Annotated in this window: 23 protein-coding genes and 1 tRNA gene; 11 read left to right on the top strand and 13 right to left on the bottom strand. The window is 59.2% G+C overall.

Annotation, left to right across the window (positions count from 1 at the left end; genetic code table 11):
- Positions 1 to 24 precede the first annotated feature (24 nt).
- The gene (locus PAF20_RS12290) at positions 25 to 804 is read left to right on the top strand and encodes a M48 family metalloprotease (RefSeq protein WP_271070919.1); all 780 of its coding nucleotides are present in this window, start codon (positions 25 to 27) and stop codon (positions 802 to 804) included.
- A gap of 301 nt (positions 805 to 1105) precedes the next feature.
- A complete protein-coding gene (locus PAF20_RS12285; RefSeq protein WP_271070918.1) occupies positions 1106 to 1468 on the top strand; it encodes a hypothetical protein in 363 nt (120 codons plus the stop codon).
- A gap of 56 nt (positions 1469 to 1524) precedes the next feature.
- Here PAF20_RS12285 and ilvN read toward each other — a convergent pair whose 3' ends face one another.
- The 3 genes from ilvN to PAF20_RS12270 form a co-directional block, all read right to left on the bottom strand.
- Positions 1525 to 2085, bottom strand: a complete 561-nt coding sequence (gene ilvN, locus PAF20_RS12280; protein WP_271073325.1) for an acetolactate synthase small subunit — start codon at positions 2083 to 2085, stop codon at positions 1525 to 1527.
- A 9-nt stretch (positions 2086 to 2094) separates the two neighbouring features.
- Positions 2095 to 3840: an acetolactate synthase 3 large subunit gene (locus PAF20_RS12275; RefSeq protein ID WP_271070917.1), complete on the bottom strand. Its 1746-nt coding sequence runs from the start codon at positions 3838 to 3840 to the stop codon at positions 2095 to 2097.
- A 161-nt stretch (positions 3841 to 4001) separates the two neighbouring features.
- Positions 4002 to 4838: an arginyltransferase gene (locus PAF20_RS12270; protein WP_271070916.1), complete on the bottom strand. Its 837-nt coding sequence runs from the start codon at positions 4836 to 4838 to the stop codon at positions 4002 to 4004.
- Positions 4839 to 5034: 196 nt separating this feature from the next.
- Here PAF20_RS12270 and glnE point away from each other — a divergent pair, with 196 nt between their 5' ends.
- Complete coding sequence (gene glnE / locus PAF20_RS12265; protein ID WP_271070915.1) at positions 5035 to 7839, top strand: bifunctional [glutamate--ammonia ligase]-adenylyl-L-tyrosine phosphorylase/[glutamate--ammonia-ligase] adenylyltransferase; 2805 nt, start codon at positions 5035 to 5037, stop codon at positions 7837 to 7839.
- 109 nt (positions 7840 to 7948) lie between these two features.
- On the opposite strand, the gene PAF20_RS12260 is transcribed toward glnE, so the two are convergent.
- Both PAF20_RS12260 and carA read right to left on the bottom strand, forming a co-directional pair.
- A complete protein-coding gene (locus tag PAF20_RS12260; RefSeq protein ID WP_271070914.1) occupies positions 7949 to 10000 on the bottom strand; it encodes a glycosyltransferase in 2052 nt (683 codons plus the stop codon).
- Between the two features lie 52 nt (positions 10001 to 10052).
- Positions 10053 to 11222: a glutamine-hydrolyzing carbamoyl-phosphate synthase small subunit gene (gene carA, locus PAF20_RS12255; RefSeq protein ID WP_271070913.1), complete on the bottom strand. Its 1170-nt coding sequence runs from the start codon at positions 11220 to 11222 to the stop codon at positions 10053 to 10055.
- 142 nt (positions 11223 to 11364) lie between these two features.
- On the opposite strand from carA, the gene PAF20_RS12250 reads away from it, so the two are divergent.
- A complete protein-coding gene (locus PAF20_RS12250; protein WP_271070912.1) occupies positions 11365 to 11826 on the top strand; it encodes a GatB/YqeY domain-containing protein in 462 nt (153 codons plus the stop codon).
- A gap of 133 nt (positions 11827 to 11959) precedes the next feature.
- Entirely contained in the window at positions 11960 to 12502 is a 543-nt protein-coding gene (locus PAF20_RS12245; protein WP_434802921.1) for a cytochrome b, read from the top strand.
- A 3-nt stretch (positions 12503 to 12505) separates the two neighbouring features.
- Here PAF20_RS12245 and PAF20_RS12240 read toward each other — a convergent pair whose 3' ends face one another.
- The 4 genes from PAF20_RS12240 to lipB form a co-directional block, all read right to left on the bottom strand.
- Entirely contained in the window at positions 12506 to 12997 is a 492-nt protein-coding gene (locus PAF20_RS12240; RefSeq protein WP_271070910.1) for a DUF2244 domain-containing protein, read from the bottom strand.
- 158 nt (positions 12998 to 13155) lie between these two features.
- The gene (gene ctaD / locus PAF20_RS12235; RefSeq protein WP_271070909.1) at positions 13156 to 14829 is read right to left on the bottom strand and encodes a cytochrome c oxidase subunit I; all 1674 of its coding nucleotides are present in this window, start codon (positions 14827 to 14829) and stop codon (positions 13156 to 13158) included.
- A gap of 233 nt (positions 14830 to 15062) precedes the next feature.
- Entirely contained in the window at positions 15063 to 15539 is a 477-nt protein-coding gene (locus PAF20_RS12230) for a c-type cytochrome (protein WP_271070908.1), read from the bottom strand.
- Positions 15540 to 15637: 98 nt separating this feature from the next.
- On the bottom strand, positions 15638 to 16273 hold the full coding sequence (gene lipB, locus PAF20_RS12225) for a lipoyl(octanoyl) transferase LipB (RefSeq protein ID WP_434802958.1): 636 nt from the start codon (positions 16271 to 16273) through the stop codon (positions 15638 to 15640).
- Between the two features lie 227 nt (positions 16274 to 16500).
- Here lipB and PAF20_RS12220 point away from each other — a divergent pair, with 227 nt between their 5' ends.
- The gene (locus PAF20_RS12220) at positions 16501 to 17037 is read left to right on the top strand and encodes an RNA polymerase sigma factor (RefSeq protein ID WP_271070906.1); all 537 of its coding nucleotides are present in this window, start codon (positions 16501 to 16503) and stop codon (positions 17035 to 17037) included.
- Positions 17034 to 19208 (top strand): vWA domain-containing protein, encoded by a 2175-nt coding sequence (locus tag PAF20_RS12215; RefSeq protein WP_271070905.1) that lies wholly within the window; start codon positions 17034 to 17036, stop codon positions 19206 to 19208. Before PAF20_RS12220 ends, PAF20_RS12215 begins: the two co-directional genes overlap by 4 nt.
- A gap of 91 nt (positions 19209 to 19299) precedes the next feature.
- Here PAF20_RS12215 and PAF20_RS12210 read toward each other — a convergent pair.
- Positions 19300 to 19386 (bottom strand) — tRNA-Leu (locus tag PAF20_RS12210).
- Positions 19387 to 19578: 192 nt separating this feature from the next.
- Here PAF20_RS12210 and PAF20_RS12205 point away from each other — a divergent pair.
- The 4 genes from PAF20_RS12205 (at position 19579) to PAF20_RS12190 (ending at position 24159) form a co-directional block, all read left to right on the top strand.
- Positions 19579 to 20682 carry an ABC transporter ATP-binding protein gene (locus PAF20_RS12205; RefSeq protein ID WP_271070904.1) on the top strand — a complete coding sequence of 368 codons (1104 nt, stop codon included), beginning with the start codon at positions 19579 to 19581 and terminating at the stop codon, positions 20680 to 20682.
- 75 nt (positions 20683 to 20757) lie between these two features.
- Positions 20758 to 21831: an ABC transporter substrate-binding protein gene (locus PAF20_RS12200; RefSeq protein ID WP_271070903.1), complete on the top strand. Its 1074-nt coding sequence runs from the start codon at positions 20758 to 20760 to the stop codon at positions 21829 to 21831.
- 56 nt (positions 21832 to 21887) lie between these two features.
- Positions 21888 to 23183: an ABC transporter permease gene (locus tag PAF20_RS12195; protein ID WP_271070902.1), complete on the top strand. Its 1296-nt coding sequence runs from the start codon at positions 21888 to 21890 to the stop codon at positions 23181 to 23183.
- 4 nt (positions 23184 to 23187) lie between these two features.
- Entirely contained in the window at positions 23188 to 24159 is a 972-nt protein-coding gene (locus PAF20_RS12190; protein ID WP_271070901.1) for an ABC transporter permease, read from the top strand.
- Here the strand turns inward: PAF20_RS12190 and PAF20_RS12185 are convergent.
- From PAF20_RS12185 to PAF20_RS12175, 3 genes are read right to left on the bottom strand one after another with little or no spacing between them, the layout of a single operon-like run.
- Complete coding sequence (locus PAF20_RS12185) at positions 24156 to 25097, bottom strand: AEC family transporter (protein WP_271070900.1); 942 nt, start codon at positions 25095 to 25097, stop codon at positions 24156 to 24158. The genes PAF20_RS12190 and PAF20_RS12185 overlap by 4 nt on opposite strands.
- Entirely contained in the window at positions 25094 to 25897 is an 804-nt protein-coding gene (locus PAF20_RS12180) for an MBL fold metallo-hydrolase (RefSeq protein ID WP_271070899.1), read from the bottom strand. Before PAF20_RS12180 ends, PAF20_RS12185 begins: the two co-directional genes overlap by 4 nt.
- Positions 25894 to 26700: a TatD family hydrolase gene (locus tag PAF20_RS12175; RefSeq protein WP_271070898.1), complete on the bottom strand. Its 807-nt coding sequence runs from the start codon at positions 26698 to 26700 to the stop codon at positions 25894 to 25896. Before PAF20_RS12175 ends, PAF20_RS12180 begins: the two co-directional genes overlap by 4 nt.
- Between the last annotated feature and the right edge of the window lie 3 nt (positions 26701 to 26703).

Raw genomic sequence — 26703 nt, 5'->3', positions numbered from 1 at the left:
CAGCGAAACCTAAGCGGAAAATTTATGATGTGCCTGAAGTTCTTTCGTCTTGCGTTCCTTTCCATTCTTGGGGTGGCCGCCCTTTCCGCCTGTGCTCCGGTTCAGGTCAGTGAAACGCCGAATGTCCCTACGCCGCGGCAGCAGACACAGGTGACGACCGTTAGCGCTCCTTCCCGAACGACGCCAAGATCGCCGCGTGAGGCGGCACGGAACTTTATCAGCGTCATCCGGCGGATGGAGCCTGCGGTAGAACGTGAATGCGTAGCCCGGAGGACAGCTAATATCAATTGCGACTATCAGTTTGTAGTCGATGACCGGCTTGAGCTGGAGCCTAACGCCTTCCAGACGCTGGACAGTTCCGGTCGACCGATCATCGGTTTCACCGTCTCGCTGATCGCGGCGGCGCGAAATGCTGACGAACTGGCCTTTGTCGTGGGACATGAAGCCAGCCACCACATCCTGAACCACCTTGATCGCAAGGCGAGCTCTGCGACGGCGGGGGCAGTTATTCTGGGTGGGTTGGCGGCGGCGGCCGGTGCTGATTCGTCGACGATTAGTTCTATTCAGCGTGTTGGTGCTTCCGTGGGATCGCGCGTCTATTCGCGCGATTGGGAACTGCAGGCCGACTATATGGGCGCCATCGTTACGCTGAATGCGGGGTATGACCCGGTTAATGGCGCAGAGTTCTTCCGCAGAATGCCTGATCCGGGCGACCGAATCCTTGGTTCTCATCCGTCGACGTCAGCGCGCATGGGGCAAGTGCAAAGAGCGGTCGCAGATGTGCGTGCAGGTCGGACAAGATGAAAACTTTTTTCCCCGCCCAAAATATTAAGAAACGTTAACACTCCGTTAACGAAATTTTTGGGTTGGAATCGGCATTGTACTGATTATTAAGAAAAAAATTTCCTGAATGGTGTTGACCATACGTGAAAAGATTGCATTCTTGTCCACGTGAAGCTGGTTAAACTGGCTAACTTAGGTTAGGTGACGGGCCGGAAATAGTTGCTGTTTGCAACTATGGTGGGCGTTCGAGCGGACTTGCCAGAGACGGTTCGTGAGTGATTTGAGTGCGTCGTTGAAGCGAATGCACATTCAGGAGATATGCATGATTGGCGTCGTTATCTGGAGCAGCGAATCAAGTCGGAAAGCCGTGATCTGGTGTGAGGATCAGGGGCCACTGGCTTATCTGCGTGGTCGCGACAACCTTCTGGAGGAGGCGGACTGGCCGGTGCCCGGTGATCTGCTGCGTCTGGAATGCGAAACCATCGGAAATCTTCGGCAGGCTCATTCGGCCCGTGTTCTTGAACAAAAGGTTTGCCCTCAACTGCCGGACGCCTTGCTGGGGAAGACCAACCGGCCCAGCTCTCATCTGGAAATTGTCTCACGCAACGATTCGCCCAAGTTGCACGCAACAGAACATGACGATGATGAAGGGATGCATTATCTGTCGTCAGTCGTGAACTCCTGATCCTTGCGCGGCCCGACCTTGTAAAGCGCGGGCTTGCGCAGGCCGTAGCAGGAACGTCAGGTGCCCCGTGCAAGGGCCGCGACGCCGGTACGCGCCTGATCGCTGAGGCCCAAGGGGCGCATCAATTCGGCAAACGCGTCCAGTTTTTCCGGCGTCCCGGTGATCTCAAAGACAAAGCTTTGAAGCGTCGAATCGACGACATTCGCGCGAAATATCTCGGCTATACGAAGGGCCTCGACGCGGTGATCACCCGTCCCCGAAACCTTGAACAGACCCAGTTCACGCTCGACACTCGGTCCTTCGGCTGTCAGGTCGTGAACTTCATGAACCGGGACGATCCGGCCAAGCTGTGCCTTGATCTGCACGATGACCGAGGGTGTCCCGCGGGTCACAATCGTGATGCGCGACAGATGCCCTTCGTGATCCGTCTCGGCCACAGTCAGGCTGTCAATGTTATAGCCGCGGCCAGAAAACAGACCGATCACGCGGGCCAGAACACCGGGTTCGTTTTCCACAAGGACCGCAAGGGTATGCCGCTCCTCGATCTGCGCGTTTGGATCGCGCAGATCATAGGCTGAATGGCTGGAGGAGCCCTGTTTGATATCAAGAACCATGATCTTCCCCTCTTAAACCAGTGCCGCGCCGCCGCTGAACGCTTCAGTCTCAGGGGACAAGAGCATTTCATTATGCGGTTTGCCCGAAGGGATCATCGGGAAGCAGTTTTCATGTTTCTCGACCAGCACATCCAGAATGAACGGTCCGTCATACTCGATCATTTCCTGAATCGCATCGTCCAGTTCGGCCGGGTCGCTGACCTGACGACCCTTGCAGCCAAAAGCCTCGGCCAGTTTCACGAAGTCGGGCAGACTGTCGGACCATGATTGCGAATATCGCTCTCCATGCAGCAATTGCTGCCACTGGCGCACCATGCCAAGGCGCTCGTTGTTCAGGATGAACTGCTTGACCGGCGCACGAAACTGAACCGCGGTGCCCATTTCCTGCATGTTCATCAGCCAGCTCGCATCACCGGCGACATTGATCACCAACGCTTCGGGGTGGGCGACCTGCACACCAACGGATGCCGGCAGGCCATATCCCATCGTGCCAAGACCGCCAGAGGTCATCCAGCGATTCGGGTCATTGAAGTGAAGGTACTGCGCCGCCCACATTTGGTGCTGTCCGACCTCTGTCGCGATATAGCGGTCGCGGTCCTTCGTCAGTGCCTCAAGCCGCTCAAGCGCGAATTGGGGTTTGATGATTGAATCAGAGTTCGTGTAAGAGAGGCATTTCACCTCGCGCCATTGTTCGATCTGTGACCACCATTTGCGGACAGGCTCGGCATTTGTCTTGCGGCCGCGAGACTTCCAGATCTTCAGCACATCTTCCAGCACATGGCCGACATCGCCCTGAATGGGAAGTTCGACATGGACGACCTTGTTGATCGAGGAGGGGTCGATATCGATCTGCGCCTTGACTGAATCGGGGCTGAAATCAGCGACTCGCCCGGTGATGCGGTCGTCAAACCGCGCCCCGACAGCGATCATAAGGTCGCAGCCATGCATGGCCAGATTCGCCTCATACATCCCGTGCATTCCCAGCATTCCCAGCCAGTTCTGGCCCGACGCGGGATAGGCGCCCAACCCCATCAGGGTAGAGGTGATCGGGAAGCCCGTGGCATCGACCAGTTCACGCAGAAGCTGGCTGGCACCGGGGCCGGAATTGATGACGCCGCCGCCGGTATAGAAGATCGGACGCTCTGCCCGTTCTATCAGTTCGACCAGCCGGGTGATCGCGTCCAGATCGCCTTTTTTGCGCGGTTGATAGTTGCTCGTATCGACTTGCTTCGGTCCGATATATTCAGCTTCGGCAAACTGAACGTCTTTAGGGATATCGATCAGCACCGGACCGGGTCGGCCCGAAGTGGCGACGTTGAAGGCGTGATGGATGGTCTGTGACAGCTTGCCGGTATCCTTCACCAGCCAGTTATGCTTCGAGCATGGGCGGGTGATGCCGACGGTATCGGCCTCCTGAAAACCATCGGTACCGACCAGAAACGTCGGAACCTGCCCGGACAGCACTACAAGCGGAATGGAATCGAGAAGCGCATCCGTCATTCCGGTAACGGCATTCGTCGCACCGGGACCAGAGGTCACGATGACCACACCTGGCTTGCCAGTCGAACGGGCATAGCCCTCTGCCATATGAACGGCGCCCTGCTCGTGGCGGACGAGAATATGCTGAATGTCGTTTTGCTGAAACAGTTCGTCATAAATCGGTAGCACAGCCCCGCCCGGATAGCCGAATACCGTGTCGACGCCCTGATCGCGCAGCGCTTCGACAACCATTCTCGCACCCGTCATTTTTCGGGACATGGGACCTACCTCATCTTTCAATCGCGCCATTGCCGGCGCAGCGAAAACACGCGGCGATGATGCCGCGCCGCCGCAAATTATGGTCGGTGAGCCGAAGGGTCAATGGTCAAAGTGAAGAAAAATGACGCAAAATGACCTTATCGGGTAATATTATTTCGTGTTCAGGGAAGGTCAATGCGGGCCACCTGTTCGACGATAGGATCCACGGCGAGGGGGTGCGCTTCGTCCGAGTGATCAGAAGGATTCCCCATATCCTGCCACACCCCGCCCTTATAGATTTCGAGTGCAGCGAAACGGCTTTTGTAGTCCATCTTGCGGCTGCCGGGCACCCAGTATCCCAGATAGACATAGGGCAGGCCGCTTTCCCGTGCGAGGGCGATGTGGTCCAGTATGATATATGTGCCAAGGCTGCGCGCGGACAGTCTGGGATCAAAGAAGCTGTAGACGAGTGACAGACCGTCATCCAGTACGTCAGTCAGACAAACCGCAGCCAGATCATCCGCCGTCCGGTCCCGGTCACCAGCATCGTTCGGGGCAGGGATTGTCCCGCGATATTCAATGACACGCGTCATGACCGACGTTTCCTCGATCATCGCCGCGAATTCGAAGATATCCATATCGGCCATACCGCCATCGGCATGGCGTTGATCGAGATAGCGGCGGAACAGCTCAAACTGCTCTTCGGTGGCCCATGCGCTTGTCGGCAGCCGCTTGAGGTCATTGTTGCGCCTGGCGATGCGGCGCTGCGTTCGGCTGGGAATAAAATCGGCAACGCGGATACGGGCAGACATGCAGGCCACGCAACTTTCGCAGCTTGGTCGGTACAGCACATTTTGTGAGCGACGGAAGCCCTGCCTTGAAAGCGCATTGTTCAGCTCTTGCGCGTTTCCGGCATGAAGCGCAGTGAACAGCTTCCGTTCGGCGCGGCCATGCAGATACGGGCAGGGTTGCGGTGCCGTGACATAGAACTGCGGCGCATGGGTCAGCGTGTGGCGCATTGTCCACCCCGTCCGGCATTTCCGCGCGCTTCAGTTTTGCGGAGCCAATCGTTCAGTCCGGCTGTCATTCGCAGGTATGATCCCAACTGTTGTCGGCGACGGTAGCAACAGAGCATGCCGAGGCCAAGTATTGATATGATGATAGCGGCATCGCGATGCAATTGACGTTTCTGCGCCCACGGCCATAACTCGGTTTATGAGCTTCGCCGATCATATCACCCGCCTTCCCATTGCGCATGACCATGCGCGCGCTGATGAAGCGAAATCACTTTTCTCCGGCTTCAACGGACAGTTGACGCAGCTTTTGTCAGCAACCGCCGGATGCAGCCCCTACCTTTTTTCGCTGATGTCGAAAGAGGCTGATTGGCTGGCTGATACGCTGCAATCGACAGGTGATGGCATTGTCTCTCAGGTTCTGACCGACGCGTCAGAGCTTGATGCGGAGGATCTCGGCCCCGCGCTGCGACAGGCAAAGCGCCGGATCGCCCTGATTACCGCAATCGCCGACCTTGGCGGCGTCTGGCCGCTGGAAAAGATCACTGGCACTTTGACGGAGTTCGCCGATCGCGCCACTGACCTTGCATTGCGCGCCCATCTGCGCCGAGAGGTTGATCGCGGCAAACTGCCCGCCACGGATGCTGATGCCGCCGGTATGTTTGCGATGGCGATGGGCAAGATGGGCGCGGGAGAGCTGAATTACAGCTCTGACATCGACCTGATCATACTGTATGACGATGCGGCCTATGAAAAGGATGACAGGAACGAGGCGCGCGCATCGCTGATCCGGGTGACGCGAAAGATGGCCGCGACGCTGTCGGATAACACTGAACATGGATATGTCTTTCGCACCGATCTGCGCCTGCGTCCCGACGCGGCGGTCACCCCGGTGTGTCTCTCCGCAAATGCTGCATTGGCCTATTACGAGGCTGAAGGCAGGACTTGGGAACGCGCGGCCTATATCAAAGCCCGGCCCTGCGCAGGCGATTTGGCGGCCGGGGATCGCTTTCTGGCCGATCTGCGCCCATTCGTCTGGCGCAAGCATCTGGATTTCGCCGCCATTCAGGACGCCCATGACATGCGCCTGCGCATTCGCGACCACAAAGGGCTGGGCGGCAAGCTGTCCATCCCCGGCCACAACATGAAGCTTGGGCAGGGTGGCATTCGCGAGATCGAATTCTTCACCCAGACCCGGCAGCTTATCGCGGGCGGTCGCGATCCCGAATTGCGCAAACGGGGTACAGTCGATGCATTGGCGGCGCTTGCGGAAAAAGACTGGATTCCGGGCGACATCGCGCAGGAGCTGACGGACCACTACCGTCAGCACCGCGATATCGAGCATCGCATCCAGATGGTGAATGACGCGCAAACCCACGAATTGCCGAAAGATCGCGACGGGTTGGAAAATATCGCAAATATGTCCGGTTCCGACGACGTCGATGCCTGGTGCCAGACCCTGCTCGATCGGCTAGAGCGTGTCGAAACGCTGACGGACGCTTTTTTCGCGCCTTCTGACGGCGCCGCTTTGCCCGAACTTTCTGATAACGCAAAAACCATCATTGAACGATGGGATGGCTATGCAGCCCTGCGTTCCGAACGGGCGCAGCAGATTTTCCGCCGAATAAAGCCTGACCTGCTGGGGAAGATGTCGCGTGCCGCGCACCCGGAAGATGCGCTTTCTCGCTTTGATGGCTTCCTTCAGAAACTTCCCGCCGGAGTGCAGCTGTTTTCGTTGTTTGAGGCGAACCCGCAGCTTGTCGATCTGATCGTCGATATCTGCGTCACGGCACCGGGTCTGGCAGCCTATCTTGGGCGTTACCCCGAGGTTCTGGATGCTGTCCTCGCGGGGTCTTTCTTCGCACCGTGGCCGAAACCCGACGTGCTGAAGGAAGAGTTGGAGCAGCGCCTGAAGCAGCGCATGAATGCCAGAGATGGCGGCTATGAGCGTGCGCTCGACGAAGCGAGGCGGTGGGCGCATGACTGGCAGTTCCGTATCGGTGTTCACCACTTGCGCGGGCTTTCGGACGCAGCGCAGGTCGGCAAAGAATATGCGGATATTGCGAATACGGCGATTGCGGCGCTGCTTCCGCTTGTCGTGGGACAGCTTTCGGAAAAACACGGTTCTCCGCCCGGAAGGGGTGCGGTGGTTTTGGGGATGGGCTCGCTTGGTGCGCAGCGCCTGAACGCGCTATCGGATCTTGATCTGATCGTGATCTACGATGCCGACGGTGTTGAGGAATCTGATGGTCGAAAACCACTTGCGCCGCGCGCGTGGTATGCGCGACTGACGCAGTCGCTCATTACGGCACTTTCGGCCCAGACCGCGTCAGGCAGGCTGTATGAAGTCGATATGCGCCTGCGTCCCTCTGGTCGGCAGGGGCCGGTCGCGACTTCGGTTCAGTCTTTCCGCAATTATCAGATGTCCGAGGCGTGGACGTGGGAGCATTTGGCCCTGACGCGTGCCCGTGTTGTCGCCGTTTGCGGGGATGATGGCGCCCAGCTTGGCGATGAGGTCGAGGCGCTTCGGGTAGAGGTCCTGGCCGAACGTGGCGCGGATGATCGTGTGCTGCCTGATCTGGCGGATATGCGCAAACGCATCTTTGCAGCCAAGGCCCCGGATGGCGAATGGGAAGCAAAGATCGGGCGTGGCAGGCTTCAGGATATCGAGTTGCTGGGGCAGAGCTTTGCTTTGCGCGGTGCCGATCCGGCGCGCGGGCCAGAGGCGCAACTTCGCGCCGGTGGCAGAACTGGTTTGCTGGCGAAAGAAGATGTGGAAACCCTGCTGTCGTCCCAGCGGTTTTTGTGGCGGTTGCAGGTCGCCGGCAGGCTGCTTACCGAAAATGCGCTGAATATGGACAATCTGGGCCCAGGTGGGCAGGAGTTCCTGCTGCGGGAAACGGATTGCGAAAATCTTACTGGATTGAAGAAGCGTCTCGATACTGTGGTCGAGACTGCCGGCCAGATCATAGATCGCGCAATCGGCGAAGGTGCAGGCAAAACATAAGCCGCTTCAGAGCGGGCGGCTGAGCCGACTTTATCCGGTGCCTGACCTTCGACATGTCACGATGCGCAGGAGCCAGCGTTCTGTGTGCTGGCAACGATCCGCCATAAATTCAGCCAGCCTTTGCAACGCGCTGCATTGCCCGTTGTGACCCATTCGCAGTTCCGATCTGCCCAATCACAGGTAGCCGGGCATCATTGTCAGCATTGGCCAGGGAAGCATCACCTTCTTCAGCTTCCTCGAAGATGCCGTGCACTGTCTTGTCCCAATAGAATGGCCGGGCGATGGTTTCGTATATCGCTTTCCAGGCCGCCAGACATCCAAGCGGGAAGTAGAGCGGCAGGGTAAGTGTCCAAAACCACAGGTGACGATGCTTTTTCGCGCGAATTGACCAGAGGTTCATCGCGAGGCTGGCCATCTCTGACAGAACAAATAATGCGATAAGCGCGGTCAGAGTGTTTCCACCAATCGAAATATCCGAACCTCTCGTAATCGGATGCGGCAGATGAAGCGCAAGCAGCCAGAAACTCCATAGCACCGGGGCCAGAAGATACTGGGTCAGCGTGCCAAGAAACTGAACCTGAAACGCCAGAAAACGCATCGGGCCGAGATCCCGCCAAAGTGCCATCGGATTGCGCATATGCACGCTCCACGTCGCGCCATAGCCCTTCAGCCAGCGAGAGCGTTGCTTGATCCACGGGATGACCCGGCAATTTGCCTCTTCATCCGTCGTGGTGTCGAGCAGCTCCGTCCGCCAGCCGCGACGCGCCAGCCTGACCCCTAGGTCTGCGTCTTCGGTCACGTTCCATGCGTCCCATGCCCCGATCTCTTCAAGAACATTGCGGCGCAGGAAAACCGTGGTACCACCAAGCGGCACGACAAGGCCCAGCCTCGCAATGCCCGGCAAATTGGTCCGGAACCAGCTTGCATATTCGATTGTGAAACAGCGGGCCAGCCAGTTGCTTCTTGGGTTAAAGTAATCCAGCCGTCCCTGAAGGCAGGCGACATCGCTGCCGGCGAAGGCGAAGCCGCGCGCAACCTTGTGCAGTTGGTCGGGATCTGGCCGATCCTCGGCGTCCCATATGCCGATAATGTCACCCCTGCAGAAGTTGAGGGCGTAATTCAGTGCTCTCGGCTTGGTTTGCAGCGGGCCGGGCGGAACAGAGACAACCCTGATCCAATGCGGCAGCGCGATCCCTTTCAACGCCGCTTGCGTAACCTCATCGTTTTCCTCGGCGACAAGCAGGATATCCGTCAGTTCCCGTGGATAATCCAGGCGCGAAAGGCGCGCGATCAGTTTTTCGGCAACGCCATCCTCGTGGAAAAGGGGAACCATGACGGAGATCACAGGTAGCGGCCCCTTTAGTTGAGGGGGCGTGATTGCGCCGGCCGCAATGCTGTGCCGGTCACGTCTTTCCTGGACCGTGGCGGCAAGTGACGCACAGAATGCCAGGATTTTCAGCACAAGACAGGCAAGCAGCGTGAGCGATACCCAAACGGTCAACGCAGCCAATGTCGCCTTCGGCGCGGCAACCCCGCAGAGGGTTACAGCGGCAAGCGCTGCGCCGAACCAGCCCTTGCCGCCGCCCCGACAGCTTTCGGATTCCTGTACGCTCTGCTCTGCCCGGCGGATCAGGCTGGTCGAGCGGCGTGCCATGATTGCGGCTAGAATGCCACTTTCTGTCGCCAGCAGCATTTTCACCGGCCCGAACCCAGCGGGAAGATTCTGCCTGACTGCCTCGAAATTTTCTGGGCGTGAGGTGGCAAGGAAGGTCACATTGGCGACCCTTCGCCACGGCAACACCATGTTTCTCAGACAGAAGCCCGCGCCCAATTCGTCGATCAGCCGCGCGTCAGGTGGAAACTTCGCAGGATCAACCGATGATGTGCGCCATTGCCGCGTCAGCGCGTGGATGAGGTTCGCTTCCGTGACCCAGTCTTGCGCAAGCAGGATCTGCCCCAGCGGAACGTTCTGTCGTCTGCGCATGACAATGGCCTTCAGCAGGTGAGCGTGGCTGACGGCACCCTCCTCCAGCAGTATTTTTCCTAGATGCCGGGGATCGCGCGGACCCATTCTCGGAGGCTGTTCGTCTGGCGCAGCCGCATCGTCAACCGATGAACTCGGCGGAATTGTCGGCGGGGACTGGACATTTGCGGCAGGCATGGCGGCTCCGGAATGGTTCCGTCCTCATTGCCTGACAGGCCTTAAGTTTAGGTTAAGCCGCCCCGGAAGTCCTGCGTGCGCGCATCGAATCGGCAAAGCGCGAGAAGAGATAGGCGGAATCCTGCGGTCCCGGCGCTGCCTCGGGGTGGTATTGCACGGAAAAGACCGGCTGCCCTGTGATTTCGATCCCGCAGTTCGATCCGTCGAACAAGCTGATATGCGTTTCCCTTACGCCCTCTGGCAATGATTGGGCGTCCACCGCGAAGCCGTGGTTCATGGACGTGATCTCGACCTTGCCGCTGTCGATATCACGTACCGGATGGTTCGCGCCATGGTGGCCATGACCCATCTTCACGGTCTTGGCCCCAAGCGCCAGTGCGAGCATCTGGTGGCCAAGGCAGATGCCGAAGATCGGAAGCTTCTGTTCCAGCAATGACTTGATCATGGGCACCGCATATTCGCCAGTTGCGGCGGGGTCGCCGGGTCCGTTGGACAAGAATACGCCTTCGGGTTCGTGTGCCATGACCTCTTCAGCGGTGGCGGTGGCGGGCAGAACGGTGACATCCGCGCCAACCGACACCAACGAACGCAAGATGTTGCGCTTCGCACCGTAGTCGATGGCGACAACCTTGAACGGCTTTGTTTCGGACACGGGCGCGAACTCTCCCGGCCATTCCCACAGCCCGCCTTCCCAGTGATAGCTTTGCCGGGTGGTAACCTCTTTCGCGAGGTCCAGCCCCACAAGACCCGTCCAGTTGCGCGCCTTGGCGATCATGGCCTCGATATCGAAATTGCCGTCAGGATCGTGGGACAGCACGACATGGGGGCTGCCCTGTTGGCGGATCGCACGGGTCAGTCGGCGCGTGTCCACGCCGCCGATACCGATCCGGCCGCGCCTGCGCATCCAATCCTGAAGGTCGGACGTCGCCCGCCAGTTCGACGGCTCGGTCGGGTCCCATTTGACGACGATACCACTCGCGACGGGATCATTCGATTCGTCGTCTTGTTCCGTCACTCCGGTATTGCCGATATGCGGGAAGGTGAAGGTCACGATCTGGCTGGCGTAGCTGGGATCGGTCATGATTTCCTGATAGCCGGTCATGGCGGTGTTGAAGACCAGTTCGGCAACAACGTCCCCCGTTGCGCCAAAACCCTGACCAGTGAAAATCGTACCATCCGCAAGGGCAAGGCAGGCGGTCGGTTTCGCGGCGGGCGCGGTCATGGGCGGGCTCCGTGATCTGGCAATCGCGCGGAAACTAGAGAAGGGCCGCATCGCGGTCAAGCGAAGCCTGGACTTGAACCCTTCATCAAGCGTACCTATTTGAGTGCGCTTGAGCCAATGCGGGCCGATCAAAGGGGCTGGAATGGACCTGAAGACGAAAATACAGACCGAAACCAAGGATGCGATGCGCGCCAAAGACGGCTTGCGGCTGTCGACGCTGCGGCTGATTTCTGCCGCCATCAAGGATCGAGAGATCGCTGCCCGCACCTGCGAAGGTGAAGGTAAGGCGATGAGCGATGCCGATCTGGTTGCGATTCTCGCCAAGATGGTCAAGCAGCGTCAGGAATCCGCCCGATCCTACGAAGAAGGCGGGCGGCTGGAGCTCGCTGAAAAGGAAAACGCCGAGATTGCTGTTATCGAGGAATTCCTGCCCCGCCGGATGAGCGAGGAAGAAACCCAGATCGCGGTGGACGATACCATTGCAGAGCTGAATGCAAGTTCTGTGCGTGACATCGGTCGTGTCATGGGAGAGTTGAAATCCCGCTATGCCGGCCAGATGGATTTCGCACTGGTTGGCGGCATGGTGAAGCAGAAGCTTCTTTGATTCCGCCAAATCCTGTTAGCGGCGTCCTTAAAAGGGCGCCGCTTTGCTTTTGCGGGGGCTCGTTTGGATTTCGTTTGGGTCGGTTTTGCTATCCACGCAGCACGCGAGATTTGACGGAATACAGGATTTGAAAATGCAGTTATTGGACAGCCCCACACGCTACGGAACGGTTTCACGTTTTTTCCATTGGAGCATCGGCGCGCTCATCATATGGCAGATCCTGTCGATGGTGGCGAAGAACACGCTTGGACGCGAATCGGCACTGGCCGCTTTCATGGCTGGCAGTCATGCAAGCGTCGGGTTTGTAATCTTTCTTCTGGTCTGGTTGCGCGTTGTATGGGCGATCATCAACCGCGGCCGCAGGCCAGTTCACGGCGATGGGCTGCTGGGGCTCGCAGCGCGGGCAGGACATCTTGTTATGTACCTGCTGATGCTGTTAATTCCGACGGTCGCTGTCCTGCGCGCCTTCGGTGGGGAGCGTTCCTTCGCCGTTTTCGGCATTCAGCTTTCTGGCGGCCGGCCAGAGGGCCAGGAAATCGAGGCCCTGACCGGCCTGGCCAACCTGCACGGAGAGATGGGCTGGCTGCTTGCGGTTCTCATTCTTGGGCATGTTGGCATGGCAGTTTTCCACTCCGTCGTGCTGAAGGATCGTACCATCGCGAAAATGGCTGCCTGAGTGTCAGTCGCGAACGACCTGGGAAAGCGCCTCGTTTACTTCCGACTGAAGTGATTCGCGTTCTTTGGGGGTGAGGAAGGCGCCCAGTTCGACCTCGCGACCCGAGATGTGATCGCCGACAAGGACAAGATATTGTTCAACTGGCCCCGGCCGGATGATGGCGCGGATCCAATAAGGATTTGCTGACCATTCGCGGTCGTCCCGTCCGGCATCGCGACGCAGCAGCGCGATACTGTTCGACGAAATGGTCAGCCATTCTTCACTGCTGCCGCTGCGATAGGTATGGCTGATCGCCCACCACACGCCCGCAATTGCTGCCAGCAGGAACGGCAGCAAGGCCCAGAGGATCGCGTTACCCAGCACGGCAAGCAAAGGCAGCGTTAACAGCGCGGCCGTCGTGCCGATGAACCAGACGAAGCCCTTGATCGGCAGTGAGCGGTAGGGCCAGGCATGTAGGACGCGCTCGCCGCCATTCTGATGCCATTCATAAGGCATGGTTAGACAGGCAACACGGGTTCAGCATGGAGGATCCTTCGGCGTGCGCTGTCGGACCCTCTGCGCTGAATTCCTTTTTGTTCCTCACGCTCAAGATTGCGGGCCCTCATGAAAAAGGCCCCGGATTGCTCCGGGGCCGCTTCTGTTTCGGTTGTGCCTTAATGGGCGTGGCTGCGATCCCAGTCCTCGCGCTTGGGAAGCTGCTCGAACGTGTGTTCGGGCGGCGGCGAGGGCAGGGTCCATTCCAGCGTGTCAGCGTATTCGTTCCAGTAGTTGTTCTCGGTCACGCGCTTACCTGCGAACAGGGTGTAGAACATGACGCCGATGAAGAACAGGAACGAGGCAAAGGACAGATAGGCACCCAGCGACGAGAGATTGTTCCAATAGGCAAATGCCTCGGGATAGTCGATATACCGGCGCGGCATTCCCTGACGGCCCAGGAAGTGCTGCGGGAAAAAGGTCAGGTTTGCACCGATGAACATCATCCAGAAATGCAGCTTGCCGGCCCATTCCGGGTATTGGCGGCCGGACATCTTGCCGATCCAATAATAGATCCCGGCGAAGATAGCGAAGACCGCACCCAGCGACATCACATAGTGGAAATGGGCGACCACATAATAGGTGTCGTGATAGACCCGGTCCAGCGGCGCCTGTGCCAGAACCACGCCAGTCACGCCGCCGACGGTGAACAGGAACAGGAAGCCGAATGCCCAGAGCATCGGGGTCTTGAACTCGATCGAGCCGCCCCACATCGTCGCGATCCAGCTGAAAACCTTGATACCGGTGGGCACGGCAATCGTCATGGTGGCGAGCATGAAATAGCTCTGCTGGGTCAGCGACATACCCACCGTGTACATGTGGTGCGCCCAGACGACGAAGCCCAGAATACCAATTGCCGCCATCGCCAGAACCATCGGCAGATAGCCGAAGATGGGCTTTTTCGCGAAGGTGGCGATAACATGGCTGATGATGCCAAAGCCGGGCAGGATGATGATATAGACCTCGGGGTGACCGAAGAACCACAGGATGTGCTGGTACAGGATCGGGTCACCGCCGCCAGCCGGGTTGAAGAAGTTCGTTCCGAAATTGCGGTCCATCAGCAGCATGGTGATGGCGCCGGCCAGAACCGGCAGCGACAGCAGGATCAGCCAGCCGGTGATGAAAACCGACCACGCGAAAAGCGGCACCTTGAACAGCGTCATGCCCGGGGCGCGCATGTTCAGGAAGGTGGTGATGATGTTGATCGCACCCAGGATCGACGATGCGCCCGAGACGTGGACGGCGAAAATCGCCAGGTCCATCGAATATCCGGCCTCAGTCGTGGAAAGCGGCGGGTAAAGCACCCAACCGACGCCAGAGCCAAGCTGCCCGTTTCCGCCCGGTGCAAGAAGCGATGCAACACCAAGGCAGACGCCGCAGACATACATCCAATAGGACAGGTTGTTCAGGCGCGGAAAGGCCATGTCCGGCGCACCGATCTGCAGCGGCATGAAGTAGTTGCCGAACCCGCCGAACAGCGCGGGAATCACGACGAAGAACATCATCAGGACGCCGTGATAGGTGATCATCACGTTCCAGAGATGCCCGTTCGGGGTACATTCCTCGGCGCTCGGCCAGAAGCGTGCGCCTTCCTGGCACATGAACTGAACGCCGGGATGTTGCAGTTCCATCCGCATATAAACAGTGAATGAAACCGAGATCAGACCGACGATTGCAGCCGTGATCAGGTAAAGGATACCGATATCCTTGTGGTTGGTCGACATGAACCAACGCGTGAAGAATCCGCGCTCGTCATGATGTTCGCCGGATTCGTGAACGGCTGCATCGGCCATAACGCGATCTCCCTGGGTTAATCCTGAGGCAGCCGGCAAGGCCGGCAGATAGTTGCGCACAATAACGTCAGTGCGCCTGTGCGGCAATGCGCCAAGAAAGGGAATTTTCCAATAGTCGCACTGTTTTTAGCCGTCTATAGGAAGCCCCGCCACATTAGTTGCGGGGTTAGCGGCGCGGGGCTGCGACAACCTGTCGCGGCCCCGCAATGCCCTACCGGCGGGGAAGGGCGCCTTTATTGCGGCGCGCCATCGCTTTCGGCCGGTTGCTCTGGCGCGTCAGGTGACACCGAAAGCAGATAGGCGACAAGATCATCCTGATTGCGGGTCAGCTTGAACGTCATCTTGGAACGCGCGCTTTCGTCGCCCGAATATTGATCCAGATAACCTGTGGGATCGGTGACATAGGCCTTAAGCGAATGGATGTCCCAGACAGCGTCGGGATTGGCCGCCGCCAGTTCCATGATGCCATCGCCATATTTATAATCCTCGACAGCGGCGAATCCCCTGCCGACGATCCCATAAAGGTTCGGGCCGGTCTTTCCGCCTTTGACGATATCCTCGCCGTCGGGCGACTGGATCATGTGACACGCCTTGCACTTGTTGAATTCCTTCTCGCCCTTTGCGGCGTCACCTGCAGCATCCTGGGCCAGTGCCGTTGCCGGCGCGGCCAAAGTCGTTAAAGCGAGCGCGGCGATGAGACGTTTATTCATTATGTCGTCCTTTCTTGGCTAACGCGAGCCTTGTATGCCAGACAAAGCGGCTATCACGGAATGTGGCGAAACGTCCTGACTTCGGTCAAATCAAATTCTTACATGCTAAAGTGCCGGTCGAACGTGAGCCGCAGCGCGGCATCAAGGTCTGCCATCGTGACGGGCAGGCCAAGATCGACCAGACTGGTCACGCCGTGCCCGGAAATGCCGCAGGGAACGATCCCGTTATAGTGCTCCAGATCCGGCTCTACATTTATCGAGATGCCGTGAAAGCTTATCCAGCGGCGCAGCTTGATTCCGATTGCGGCTATTTTGTCTTCGCGCATTGATCCGTCGGCAAGCGGCGGCTTATCGGGACGCGCCACCCACACGCCGACCCTGCCTTCGCGTGTCTCGCCGGTGACGCCGAACTCCGCCAGGGTTTCGATGACCCAAGCTTCAAGCGATTGAACAAAGGCCCGGACATCACGCCCGCGCTTGTTCAGGTCGAGCATTGTGTAAACGACGCGCTGCCCCGGACCGTGATAGGTGTACTGACCACCGCGCCCCGTTTCGTGCACGGGAAATCTGGCGGAAAGAAGGTCGGATTGCTTGGCCGATGTACCGGCCGTGTACAGCGGCGGATGCTCGACCAGCCAGATCCGCTCATTCCCGCTGCCGTCGTGCATGGAGGCGACATGTGCCTCCATCTCGGCAACCGCCGATTCGTATGGGGTCAGGCCATCACCGATCATCCAGTCGGGGCTAAGTGGTTCTTTGTCGGGTGGTGGCATGTCGGCTTCCGGACGTCGTTCGGGCGGGCGGATTGTCCGCGCCTTCGCATCAACTAAGCGTTGAAAATGAAAAGCGAAAGGGTGCCGCGTCGTGTCATGGGCCGCCTTCACAGCCCAGCTTGTGAAAAAAAACGTCGCTGCTATCCAAGGAAACGGCGTGCTGATGCGTCAGACTGATTGTGATGCTGATGGAAATTTCAGATGAATCGCTGGCAACGGCTGCGGGTCGCGGTGACCGCGAGGCATTCGCGACCTTGCTGGACAGGCATTATGATCGCCTGTTCGGACTTTGCTGGCGTCTGACAGGCCAACATGCGGAAGCAGAGGATCTGACGCAGGACATTTGTGCGTCCTTGCCCGTCAAGCTGAAGGGCTGGCGAAACGAGGCCCGGCTGACCACATGGTTATACAGGGTGGCGGTGAACGCCGCCCATGACCGTCGCAGGCGTGCGGCGACGCATGCGAGGGCCGCAGCAGGCTGGGGCGACTGGGAGCGCGGGCGACAGGCCGAGATCAGCGACGCGGCCGACGCAGAAACATGGCTGCGCGATGCAATGGCCGGATTGTCAGACGAATTGCGCGATACCGTCGCCCTGACACTGGGCGAGGGTTTGTCGCAGGGCGAAGCGGCCGAAGTCCTGGGCATACCAGAGGGAACCGTCGCCTGGCGTATGTCAGAGGTGAAGAAAAGGCTCCGCGCCGTCGCGCAGGAGGAGATGCAATGACAGCTGACCCGAAGGACGATTTTTACCGCCTGACCAGTGCCTTGCGCGGGCAGTCCCCGCAGCCGGACCCTGCGGCAAAGCGCGCCGCGATGATGCAGGCGATGAAAAATTTTGACGAACTCTCCAAGGAAACAGACGACGAGATGCGTCCCACTCAGGACCGCCCGGAAAAAAAGGCGGGTTTTCTGAGAGGAGTTCGTGACATGTTTTACAATCTGACCAGCAAGCAGGCCCTCGCCGCCACCACATCCGTCGCCGCGATCTGTATCGGGATGTTCGTGATCCTGCCGCTTCAGGATGTCGGCTACCAGGCACCGCTGGGCGAGGTGCAGGCACCCGCGCAGGAAGCCGTATCGTCGCCGGAGCAGGCGATGACACAACCTGCAGAGGCGCAAGAGCAGGCGGAGCCGCAACAACCCGCGCAGTTGCAACCGCCTGTGTCCGAAGAGGCAGCGGCCTCTGTTGAAGTTCCACAGGTTGAACCACCGGCCGCACCGATAGCGACGGCGGACCAATCGGTTCAATCGGGCGGTGCGCCGAACATGGCCGACGCAGCCGCATCGCGACAATCGGCGCCAGCAAGAAGCCGTGCGGAAACCGAAGCTACTGCAAACGGATCCTTGCTGGGAGTCGCGCCGAATGCTGCTTTTGAAAGCATGGCCTCGGCAGATATGGCCTTCGAGCCCCCAATCGGGAATGCAATCATTCTGCCAGAGCAGAATACCGAGACCTTCGCAAATGCCGATAGCAACCCGGTCAAGGTGACCACGGAAGAACCGGTTTCGACTTTCTCGGCTGATGTCGATACTGCGTCCTACGCCGTGGTGCGCGACAGCCTGATGTCCGGCTATCTGCCACCGGCAGAGGCTGTGCGGGTCGAGGAAATGATCAATTATTTCCCCTACAGCTATCCGGCACCGGATGCTCAGGCCGGCGCGCCGTTCAATGCCTCGGTCGCGGTGATGCAGACGCCGTGGAACGCGGATACGCAACTAGTCCGCATCGGTCTGCAAGGACAGATGCCCGCTGTGGATGATCGTCCGCCGCTGAATCTGGTGTTCCTGATCGACACGTCAGGCTCGATGCAGGACCCCGACAAGCTGCCATTGCTCAAGCAATCGCTGCGTATGATGCTTGGCCAACTGCGCCCGGAAGATCAGGTTGCTATCGTGACCTATGCAGGTTCCGCCGGTCAGGTTCTGGAACCCACCGCGGCAAGCGACAGCGCCAAGATCCTGTCGGCGCTCGACCGGCTGGACGCCGGTGGCTCGACCAACGGTGCCGAGGGGCTGGAGCTTGCCTATCGCGCAGCCGACAGCATGGCCGAGGATGGCGAAGTCTCTCGCATTCTTCTGGCGACGGATGGTGATTTCAATGTCGGCATTTCCGACCCCGAAGGGCTTGAAGGATATATCGCCCGCAAGCGAGATGCGGGAACTTATCTGTCTGTCCTTGGCTTCGGTCGTGGCAATCTGGATGATGCAACGATGCAGGCTATTGCGCAGAACGGGAATGGTCAGGCCGCCTATATCGACACCTTGCAAGAGGCGCAAAAGGTCCTTGTCGATCAGCTTTCAGGCGCGCTTTTCCCGATTGCCGGTGACGTAAAGCTGCAGGTCGAATGGAACCCTGCCGAGGTCGCCGAATACCGCCTGATCGGCTATGAGACCCGCGCCTTGCGTCGCGAAGATTTCAACAATGACAAAGTCGATGCCGGAGAGCTTGGTGCGGGCCATGCTGTAACGGCGATCTATGAGGTCACGCCGCTCGACAGCCCGGCGCTGCTGAACGATTCTCTTCGCTATCAGTCAGACGAGGCGGTCGGTGATGCGGATGGAGAGTTGGGCTTCCTGCGGATGCGCTACAAATCGCCCGGCGAATCGGAGTCGCAGCTTATCGAAACCCCCATCCTTGCCCAGCAGGGCGAGCCTGACGAGGATGCGCGCTTTGCAGCCGCCATTGCAGGTTTCGGGCAATTGCTGACCGGTGCCAGCTATCTGGGCGAGTGGGGCTGGGATGATGCGATCGCTTTGGCTCAATCGGGCAGGGGCGATGATCCGTTCGGTTATCGCAACGAGGCGATCTCGCTGATGCGGCTGGCCGAAAGCCTTGAGGCCAGCGATGCCGGCAGCACCGTCCCGCAACCCGGCACGCGCGATTTCATCGAATAGGCTGTGCCGAGCCTGCCCCGCATCCGCACGACCCAAACATAAGACGGAAAGAGAAAAGCCGTTCCCGCAAAGGAACGGCTTTTATTTTGTCTGGTGCGGTCGAGAAGACTCGAACTTCCACTCCGGTTAAGGAACAGCGACCTCAACGCTGCGCGTCTACCAATTCCGCCACGACCGCATCGCGACATCGCGTGCAGATAAACACTTCCGGCGCGGATGAAAAGGGCAAACTGTCGGGCCTGGCGTCAATTTCGCCAGTTACCGTCCCGCCGCGGGGTGATCCGATACAGCCTGTTGCAATCTGGCCGCGCGGGCGCTTAACCTGTCGCAGGCGGCAACCAGAACCGCAACCAGTACAGGGGAACAGCGCTTGACGAAATCGACCAGCGATGACGGTTTTGTCGTCTTCGATCATGTGCAGAAAAGCTATGACGGCCAAACGCTTGTCGTGAAGGATCTTAACCTGTCGATCGGCAGGGGAGAGTTCCTGACTATGCTTGGCCCATCGGGATCAGGCAAGACGACTTGCCTGATGATGCTGGCCGGCTTTGAAACCGCGACCCACGGCCAAATCCTGCTGGATGGGCGCAATATCAACGACGTTCCGCCGCATAAACGCGGCATCGGCATGGTCTTTCAGAACTATGCGCTGTTTCCGCATATGACCGTTGGCGAAAACCTGTCCTTCCCGCTGGAAGTGCGCGGGATGACAAAGGCCGAACGCGATGATCGCATTCGCCGCGCATTGGACATGGTGCAGATGGGGCAATTCGCCAATCGTCGGCCGGCCCAGCTTTCCGGCGGTCAGCAGCAGCGTATCGCATTGGCTCGCGCGCTCGTCTTTGATCCCAAGCTGGTGCTGATGGATGAACCGCTTGGCGCGCTTGATAAGCAGCTACGCGAACACATGCAGTTCGAGATCAAGGAGTTGCACGAACGGTTGGGCGTGACGGTCGTCTATGTGACCCATGATCAGGGAGAGGCGCTGACGATGTCCGACCGCATCGCTGTGTTCAATGATGGGCGGATCCAGCAGTTGGCTGTGCCGGACGATCTGTATGAACGACCTGAGAACAGCTTTGTCGCCGGCTTCATCGGTGAAAACAACGCGCTTGGCGGAACGATTGCCAGCCTTGATGGCGACAAGGCCACGGTCAAGCTTTGGAATGGCGATGTCATTGACGCAACGGCGGTCAATATCCGCGAGGTCGGCCAGCCGACGACCGTATCCATCCGGCCGGAACGGATCGAGTTCAAACCCGAACTTATGCCCCAGGGTGCGCATACCCTGCTGGCAGAGGTGATCGACGTCGTTTATATGGGCGACATTCTGCGGACCCGGCTGAAGATCGCGGGGCAGGATGATTTCGTCATGAAAAGTCGCAATACACTGGGCCAGACACGGCTGTCGCCCGGCGAAGAAATCCGCGTTGGCTGGCATCCGCAGGATGCCCGCGCGCTTGATCCGGTTTAACAGGGACCGGCCCCGGCGCGCGTTGCGCCCAATCATAACGGCCAATGTGCCGACAAACCGCAACAGGAGATTTCAATGAAAAAGACCCTGATTCTGACTTCGGCACTGACCAGCATGGCTTCCGCGGCCACGGCACAGGAAGTGAACCTTCTCAGCTGGGGCGGCGCCTATGGCAACTCGCATCTCGAAGCATACGCCAAGCCTTTCACCGCTGAAACCGGTATCGCCGTAAACATCGCGGATGCCGACAACCCCGCCACGCCGATCAAGGCGATGGTCGAGGCAGGCAATGTGACGTCCGACGTGGCATCTGTTGAATATGCCGATGCCGTGCGTCTGTGTGACGAAGGCCTGCTGGAAGAGATCGACGCATCGGCCCTGACCGCCGCCGAAGACGGCACGGCGGCAACGGATGATTACATCGAAGGCGGTGTGACGGATTGTTTTGTCGCGACCGACGTTTATTCGATGGTCATGGTCTATAATGACGAGGCATTCGCCGATGCCAAGCCGTCGACCCCGGCGGACTTCTTCGACCTTGAGGCCTTCCCGGGATCGCGCACGATGCGCAGCGGCGCGAAGTTCAACCTTGAATTCGCGCTGATGGCCGACGGCGTTCCGGCGGCAGAGGTTTATGACACGCTGGCTACCCCGGAAGGCGTCGACCGTGCCTTTGCCAAGCTGGACACGATCAAGGACAGCGTCGTCTGGTGGGAGGCCGGCGCACAGCCGCCGCAGCTTCTGGCCGATGGTGAAGTCAGCATGGCCTATGCCTTCAATGGCCGGATCTTCGATGCCGCGATGAATGACGATCAGCCGTTCGAGATCGTCTGGGACGGCCAGATCTATGAGATGGAAGGCTGGGTGATCCCAAAGGGTGCGCCGAATATAGAGCAGGCGCTTGAATTCATCGCTTTCTCGACCGCACCCGCCAATCAGGCCCGTGCTGCTGAGTTCATCAGCTATGGTCCGCCCCGTGTCTCCGCTGCTGCAATGGTCGGCAATATCGAAGGCACGGAAGAGCCGATGGGCCCGCATCTGCCGACGACAGAGGCGAATATGGGCAATGCGCTTGGCTCGAACCTCGATTTCTGGGTCGATTACGATTCGGAACTGAACGAGCGTTTCAACGCCTGGCTGGCAGGCTGATCTGACGACCCCGGCCGCGTGATACGCGCGGCCGGGCCAATTCCCGGAAGCACCGAATGGCATCACCACTTGATCCCCACGCGGCCATCGTCACTGAAGCCGGCGGCGTTGAAGGCCCGCTGACGACAGCAGACGGCCAGCCGCTGAAACGCGCCCTGTCGCGGTCATCGCGCAAGGCGCGGTGGCGGGCCTTTCTGCTGGTGGCGCCGCTTCTGGTCTTTATCCTTGTGACCTTCGCCATGCCCATCGGGCAGATGCTGTATCGTTCGGTCCATAATGACGGCTTCGCGGCGAATATGCCGCAGGTCAGCGAATGGTTCGCCGAAACCGAACCCGGCACGACGCCGGACGAGGCGGCATTTGCTGCGCTTGCCGCCGACCTTCAGGCCTCGGCAGAGGCACGCAGCATTGGTATCGTGGGCACACGGATCAATTACGAAATGCCCGGCACGCGCTCGCTTTTCACGTCGACCGGGCGCAAGGTCCGCAGAGGGATAGAGCCGCCCTATCGCGACGCGTTGCTGGAGATTGAAGACAAGTGGGGCGATCCGGAACTCTGGGCCTCGATGCGCAATTCCTCGACCGCTTACACCGACAGCTTTTACCTCGCCTCGCTGGACCGGACCCGTGATGCAGAGGGTGATATCGTTCAGGTGAACGACAACAGGCGTGTATATATCATGCTTTTCATGCGCACGCTTTGGCTGTCAGTGCTTGTGACGTTCATGACGTTCCTGCTGGGTTTTCCGGTTGCGCATCTTCTGGCGGTGCTGCCGCTGCGCAAATCGAACCTTCTGATGATCCTCGTGCTGCTGCCCTTCTGGACCTCGCTTCTCGTGCGGACGACAAGCTGGATGGTGCTGTTGCAACAGCAGGGCGTGGTGAATGATCTGCTGATCTGGCTGGGCGTCATCGACAATGGCGGCCGGCTGAAGATGATGTACAACCAGATCGGCACCATCATTGCGATGACGCATATTCTGCTGCCCTTCATGATCCTTCCGCTTTATTCGGTGATGCGCACGATCAACCCCAGCTATGTCCGTGCCGCCCGCAGTCTTGGCGCCACCAGCTGGACAGCTTTCCGCAGGATCTATTTCCCGCAGACACTGCCGGGACTGGGGGCGGGCGCGTTGCTCGTCTTTATCCTGGCTGTTGGCTATTACATCACGCCGGCACTTGTTGGCGGGGCGTCGGGGCAGCTTATCTCTAACATGATTGCTGAACATATGACCGGGACGCTGAACTGGTCGATGGCTGCCGCACTGGCCGCCATTCTGCTGGGCGGGGTGCTGATCCTTTACTGGGTTTACGACCGGCTGGTCGGAATCGACAATCTGAAACTGGGCTGAGACGATGGCGCTTCCGAAATACGCGACACCGCTGGAACGGATCTGGCACTGGAGCTATCTGGTGCTGTGCACGCTGATCTTCATCTTCCTGATCGCGCCGATCCTGATCATCATCCCGCTCAGCTTCAACACAGAGCCGTATTTTACCTTCACGCAGGACATGCTGGCGCTGAGGCCTGAAGGCTTTTCGATGCGGTGGTATGACAGCCTGATGACCTTCGGCATGTCACAGCCCGATGCACCGCGCGGCGCGGCGTGGTTTTCGGATATGTGGGCCAATTCGAAATGGGTTAACGCGGCAAAGAACTCTGTCGTTATCGGCGTGTTCTCGACCATATTGGCGACCGTTCTGGGGACCCTTGCGGCACTTGGGCTGTCGCGACCGGAAATGCCGTTTCGCAGGCTGATCATGGCGACGCTGATTTCGCCGATGATCGTGCCGCTAATCATCACCGCAACGGGCCTGTTCTTCTTCTATTCATCCGCATGTGTGCCGCAGGATTCCTGGGCAATGGCGGTCTTCGGGCCGATCTTGTCGAACAGCGGCTGTCTTGCGAATACCTATCTGGGCGTCATCCTTGCCCATGCCACGCTGGGTATTCCCTTTGTCATCATCACCGTGACGGCGACGCTTGTCGGGTTCGACCAATCGCTGAACCGGGCCGCGGCCAGCCTTGGTGCCAACCCGCGAACCACCTTTTTCAGGGTCACAATGCCGCTGATCTTGCCGGGCGTCATTTCAGGCGCGCTGTTTGCCTTTGTGACGTCTTTCGACGAGGTCGTGGCTGTCCTGTTCATCGCAGGACCAGAGCAGCAGACAATTCCGCGCCAGATGTGGAATGGCATCCGAGAGCAGATCAGCCCCGCTATCCTCGCCGTGGCGACCTTGCTGGTGGTGTTTTCGATCGCGCTGCTGACCACGGTGGAATTGCTGCGCCGCCGGTCAGAGAGGATACGCGGGCTCAGTCCGGGTTAACCCAGAATCGCCAGCCAGACCGAAATCGTCAGAACCGAAGCGGCCGTGCCAACCAGCACGGTCGAGGCCGCGACGCGCTTGGCGACACCATAAATAGACGAGAATAGATACGCGTTCACGCCGGGTGCCATGGCAGCGGTCATAACGGCAGAGCGCATCGGGGCGATGTCCAGTCCGAATGCACGGCCCAAGCCATAGGTCAGCGTCGGATGAACCAGCAGAGAGGCAGTGCAGCACATGATGATGACGCGCGTGTCCCCTTCAGGCCGATAGCGGAACAGTATCCCACCCAGTGCAAACAGGGCCGCGGGCAGGGCGGCCCGCGCCATCATATCAACCCCGTCCCAGAATCCTTGCGGCAGTGTCAGCCCTGCCTGAAGCAGCAGGTTCATCACAAGACCTGACAATATGCCGATGACCAGCGGTGTGCGCAGCACGCCGGTCAGAGCGCGCGCAGCGACCCGCCCGAGGGAAAGCTGCTGGCCGCGGGCGCGGGTGAACTCCATCACCGTGATTCCGAACGTATAAAGTAATGGCGAGTGGATCGAGATGATGGCCCAGTTCCCGGCAAGCGCTCCGGGTCCGTAGGCGCGTTCGGTGATGGGCACGCCGAGCAAAAGCGAATTGCCGAACAGGCAGACAAACCCGATCGCAACAGCATCTTCTGGCGAACGACCCATCCAGCGGGCTCCCATGACGCCGAGCGTGAAAGAGGCGAATGCACCGATATAGAAAGCCAGCAGCATCGGCACGTTGAACTCTGCCGACAGATCCAGCCTTGAGACAGAGTGGAACAGCAGCACCGGCACCGCGAAATTCTGGGCAAATCGCATGACGCCATCGACCGCGGATTCCGAGAACAAGCCACGCCATGTGACCAGATAGCCGAAGCCGATCACCAGAAAGACCGGCAGGACAACGTCAAACAAGCCGCTCATATGGCGGCTTCCAGAACCATGCCGTCATATGCGGGCGTGACGTTGTCCGGCGTTTCAGAGTCAAGCGTGGCATAGTCGAGGTCGATATGCATGTTGGTCAGGACACCCTTTGCGGCACCTGAGCGCGCCAGCCAGTCCAGCGTCAGCGCCAGATGCGCGTGGCTGGGATGGGGGTCGTGGCGCAAAGCATCACAGATGAATATTTCTGGCGTGCCGATGACATCCCAAGCCGCTTCGGGAATGTTCTGAACATCGGGTAGATAGACGATCCCACCGCCCTTCGTGTCAATCTTCAGGCCAAGGGAAACGATCTCTCCATGCGCCACGGTGAAAGGGGTCACGCCGATCTCACCGCCCGCGCCATCTACGCGAATTGGTCCGTCAAGTGGATGCAGGTCACATATCGGCGGATAATGAGAACCCGGCGGCGTTTCGAAAATATAGTGGAAGCGACCGCGCAGTTCTGCCGTCGTCTGCGCATCAGCAAAGCCCTGCACGCGGGCGCGCGCGTTGTAGGCAAGCTGGCGCAGGTCGTCGATACCGTGCACATGATCGGCATGCGCATGGGTCCAGATCACCGCATCAAGTGTCGTCACATCCGTGGCCAGAAGCTGCGGCACCATGTCCGGGCCGGTGTCTACCAGAACCTGCGTCATGCCGCCTTCCCCCAACCGCTCGATCAGGATCGAGCACCGGCGGCGGCGGTTCTTAGGGTTCGAAGGGTCACAGGCGCCCCAGTTCTGCCCGATCCGGGGCACGCCCCCCGATGATCCGCAGCCCAGGACGGTGACGCGGATCATGCAGTCGCCTTGGTGAACAACCTGTCGAAATTGGCCGAAGTCTGCGCGGCGAACTCTTCATAGCTCAGGCCGAACAGGTCTGCGCCCACTGCGCCGGTGCGGGTCACGAAAGCAGGTTCATTCCGTCTGCCACGATGAGGTGGGGGCGCGAGATAAGGCGAATCCGTCTCAACCAGAATACGCTCAATCGGTGCTGACCCGAAGATATCACGCAACTCTGTCGAGCGCGGGAAAGCGGCGATCCCCGACATGGAAAGATAGAAGTCCAGATCAAGCGCGGCCTGTGCCAGTGCCGCACCCGATGAAAAACAGTGCATGACGCAGCTATAAGCGCCTGCTTGATGTTCTTCGGTCAGGATACGGGCCATATCATCATCAGCATCGCGGGCATGGATGATCAACGGCAAGCCGGTTTTCCGCGCGGCCTCGATATGGATGCGCAAGGATTCCTGCTGGGCGGCGGCACTTTCGGCGGTGTAGTGATAATCCAGCCCGGTTTCGCCGATGCCGACCATTTTGGGATGGGCAGCCAAAGCAACCAGGTCTTCGACCGAGACCATAGGCTCTTCCGCGACGCTCATCGGATGGGTTCCGGCGGCATAGAACACGCCCTCATGCGCTTCGGCAATGGCACGCACGTCGGGTTCCTGCCTCAGTTTCGTGCAGATCGTCACCATGCGGCCAACACCGGCTTCGCGGGCACGGTTGATCAGCGCGTCGCGCTCGCCGTCGAAATCGGGAAAATCAAGGTGGCAATGGCTGTCCACGATCTGGACTGCCTTGCCTGCTTCGGGAAATGGCATAGG

Origin of the sequence: Paracoccus albus (assembly GCF_027913035.1) — a bacterium.
GTDB classification, from domain to species: Bacteria; Pseudomonadota; Alphaproteobacteria; order Rhodobacterales; family Rhodobacteraceae; genus Paracoccus; species Paracoccus albus.
Note: the sequence above shows the minus strand (reverse complement) of the source record. Positions and strands in the feature narration are given on the sequence as shown.

Bases quoted from the DNA above. Each gene is read 5' to 3' on its own strand.
- PAF20_RS12290 (WP_271070919.1), top strand. From the start codon at position 25: ATGATGTGCCTGAAGTTCTTTCGTCTTGCGTTCCTTTCCATTCTTGGG.
- PAF20_RS12285 (WP_271070918.1), top strand. From the start codon at position 1,106: ATGATTGGCGTCGTTATCTGGAGCAGCGAATCAAGTCGGAAAGCCGTG.
- PAF20_RS12275 (WP_271070917.1), bottom strand. From the start codon at position 3,840: ATGTCCCGAAAAATGACGGGTGCGAGAATGGTTGTCGAAGCGCTGCGC.
- PAF20_RS12270 (WP_271070916.1), bottom strand. From the start codon at position 4,838: ATGCGCCACACGCTGACCCATGCGCCGCAGTTCTATGTCACGGCACCG.
- glnE (WP_271070915.1), top strand. From the start codon at position 5,035: ATGAGCTTCGCCGATCATATCACCCGCCTTCCCATTGCGCATGACCAT.
- PAF20_RS12260 (WP_271070914.1), bottom strand. From the start codon at position 10,000: ATGCCTGCCGCAAATGTCCAGTCCCCGCCGACAATTCCGCCGAGTTCA.
- carA (WP_271070913.1), bottom strand. From the start codon at position 11,222: ATGACCGCGCCCGCCGCGAAACCGACCGCCTGCCTTGCCCTTGCGGAT.
- PAF20_RS12250 (WP_271070912.1), top strand. From the start codon at position 11,365: ATGGACCTGAAGACGAAAATACAGACCGAAACCAAGGATGCGATGCGC.
- PAF20_RS12245 (WP_434802921.1), top strand. From the start codon at position 11,960: ATGCAGTTATTGGACAGCCCCACACGCTACGGAACGGTTTCACGTTTT.
- PAF20_RS12240 (WP_271070910.1), bottom strand. From the start codon at position 12,997: ATGCCTTATGAATGGCATCAGAATGGCGGCGAGCGCGTCCTACATGCC.
- ctaD (WP_271070909.1), bottom strand. From the start codon at position 14,829: ATGGCCGATGCAGCCGTTCACGAATCCGGCGAACATCATGACGAGCGC.
- PAF20_RS12230 (WP_271070908.1), bottom strand. From the start codon at position 15,539: ATGAATAAACGTCTCATCGCCGCGCTCGCTTTAACGACTTTGGCCGCG.
- lipB (WP_434802958.1), bottom strand. From the start codon at position 16,273: ATGATCGGTGATGGCCTGACCCCATACGAATCGGCGGTTGCCGAGATG.
- PAF20_RS12220 (WP_271070906.1), top strand. From the start codon at position 16,501: ATGGAAATTTCAGATGAATCGCTGGCAACGGCTGCGGGTCGCGGTGAC.
- PAF20_RS12215 (WP_271070905.1), top strand. From the start codon at position 17,034: ATGACAGCTGACCCGAAGGACGATTTTTACCGCCTGACCAGTGCCTTG.
- PAF20_RS12200 (WP_271070903.1), top strand. From the start codon at position 20,758: ATGAAAAAGACCCTGATTCTGACTTCGGCACTGACCAGCATGGCTTCC.
- PAF20_RS12195 (WP_271070902.1), top strand. From the start codon at position 21,888: ATGGCATCACCACTTGATCCCCACGCGGCCATCGTCACTGAAGCCGGC.
- PAF20_RS12190 (WP_271070901.1), top strand. From the start codon at position 23,188: ATGGCGCTTCCGAAATACGCGACACCGCTGGAACGGATCTGGCACTGG.
- PAF20_RS12185 (WP_271070900.1), bottom strand. From the start codon at position 25,097: ATGAGCGGCTTGTTTGACGTTGTCCTGCCGGTCTTTCTGGTGATCGGC.
- PAF20_RS12180 (WP_271070899.1), bottom strand. From the start codon at position 25,897: ATGATCCGCGTCACCGTCCTGGGCTGCGGATCATCGGGGGGCGTGCCC.
- PAF20_RS12175 (WP_271070898.1), bottom strand. From the start codon at position 26,700: ATGCCATTTCCCGAAGCAGGCAAGGCAGTCCAGATCGTGGACAGCCAT.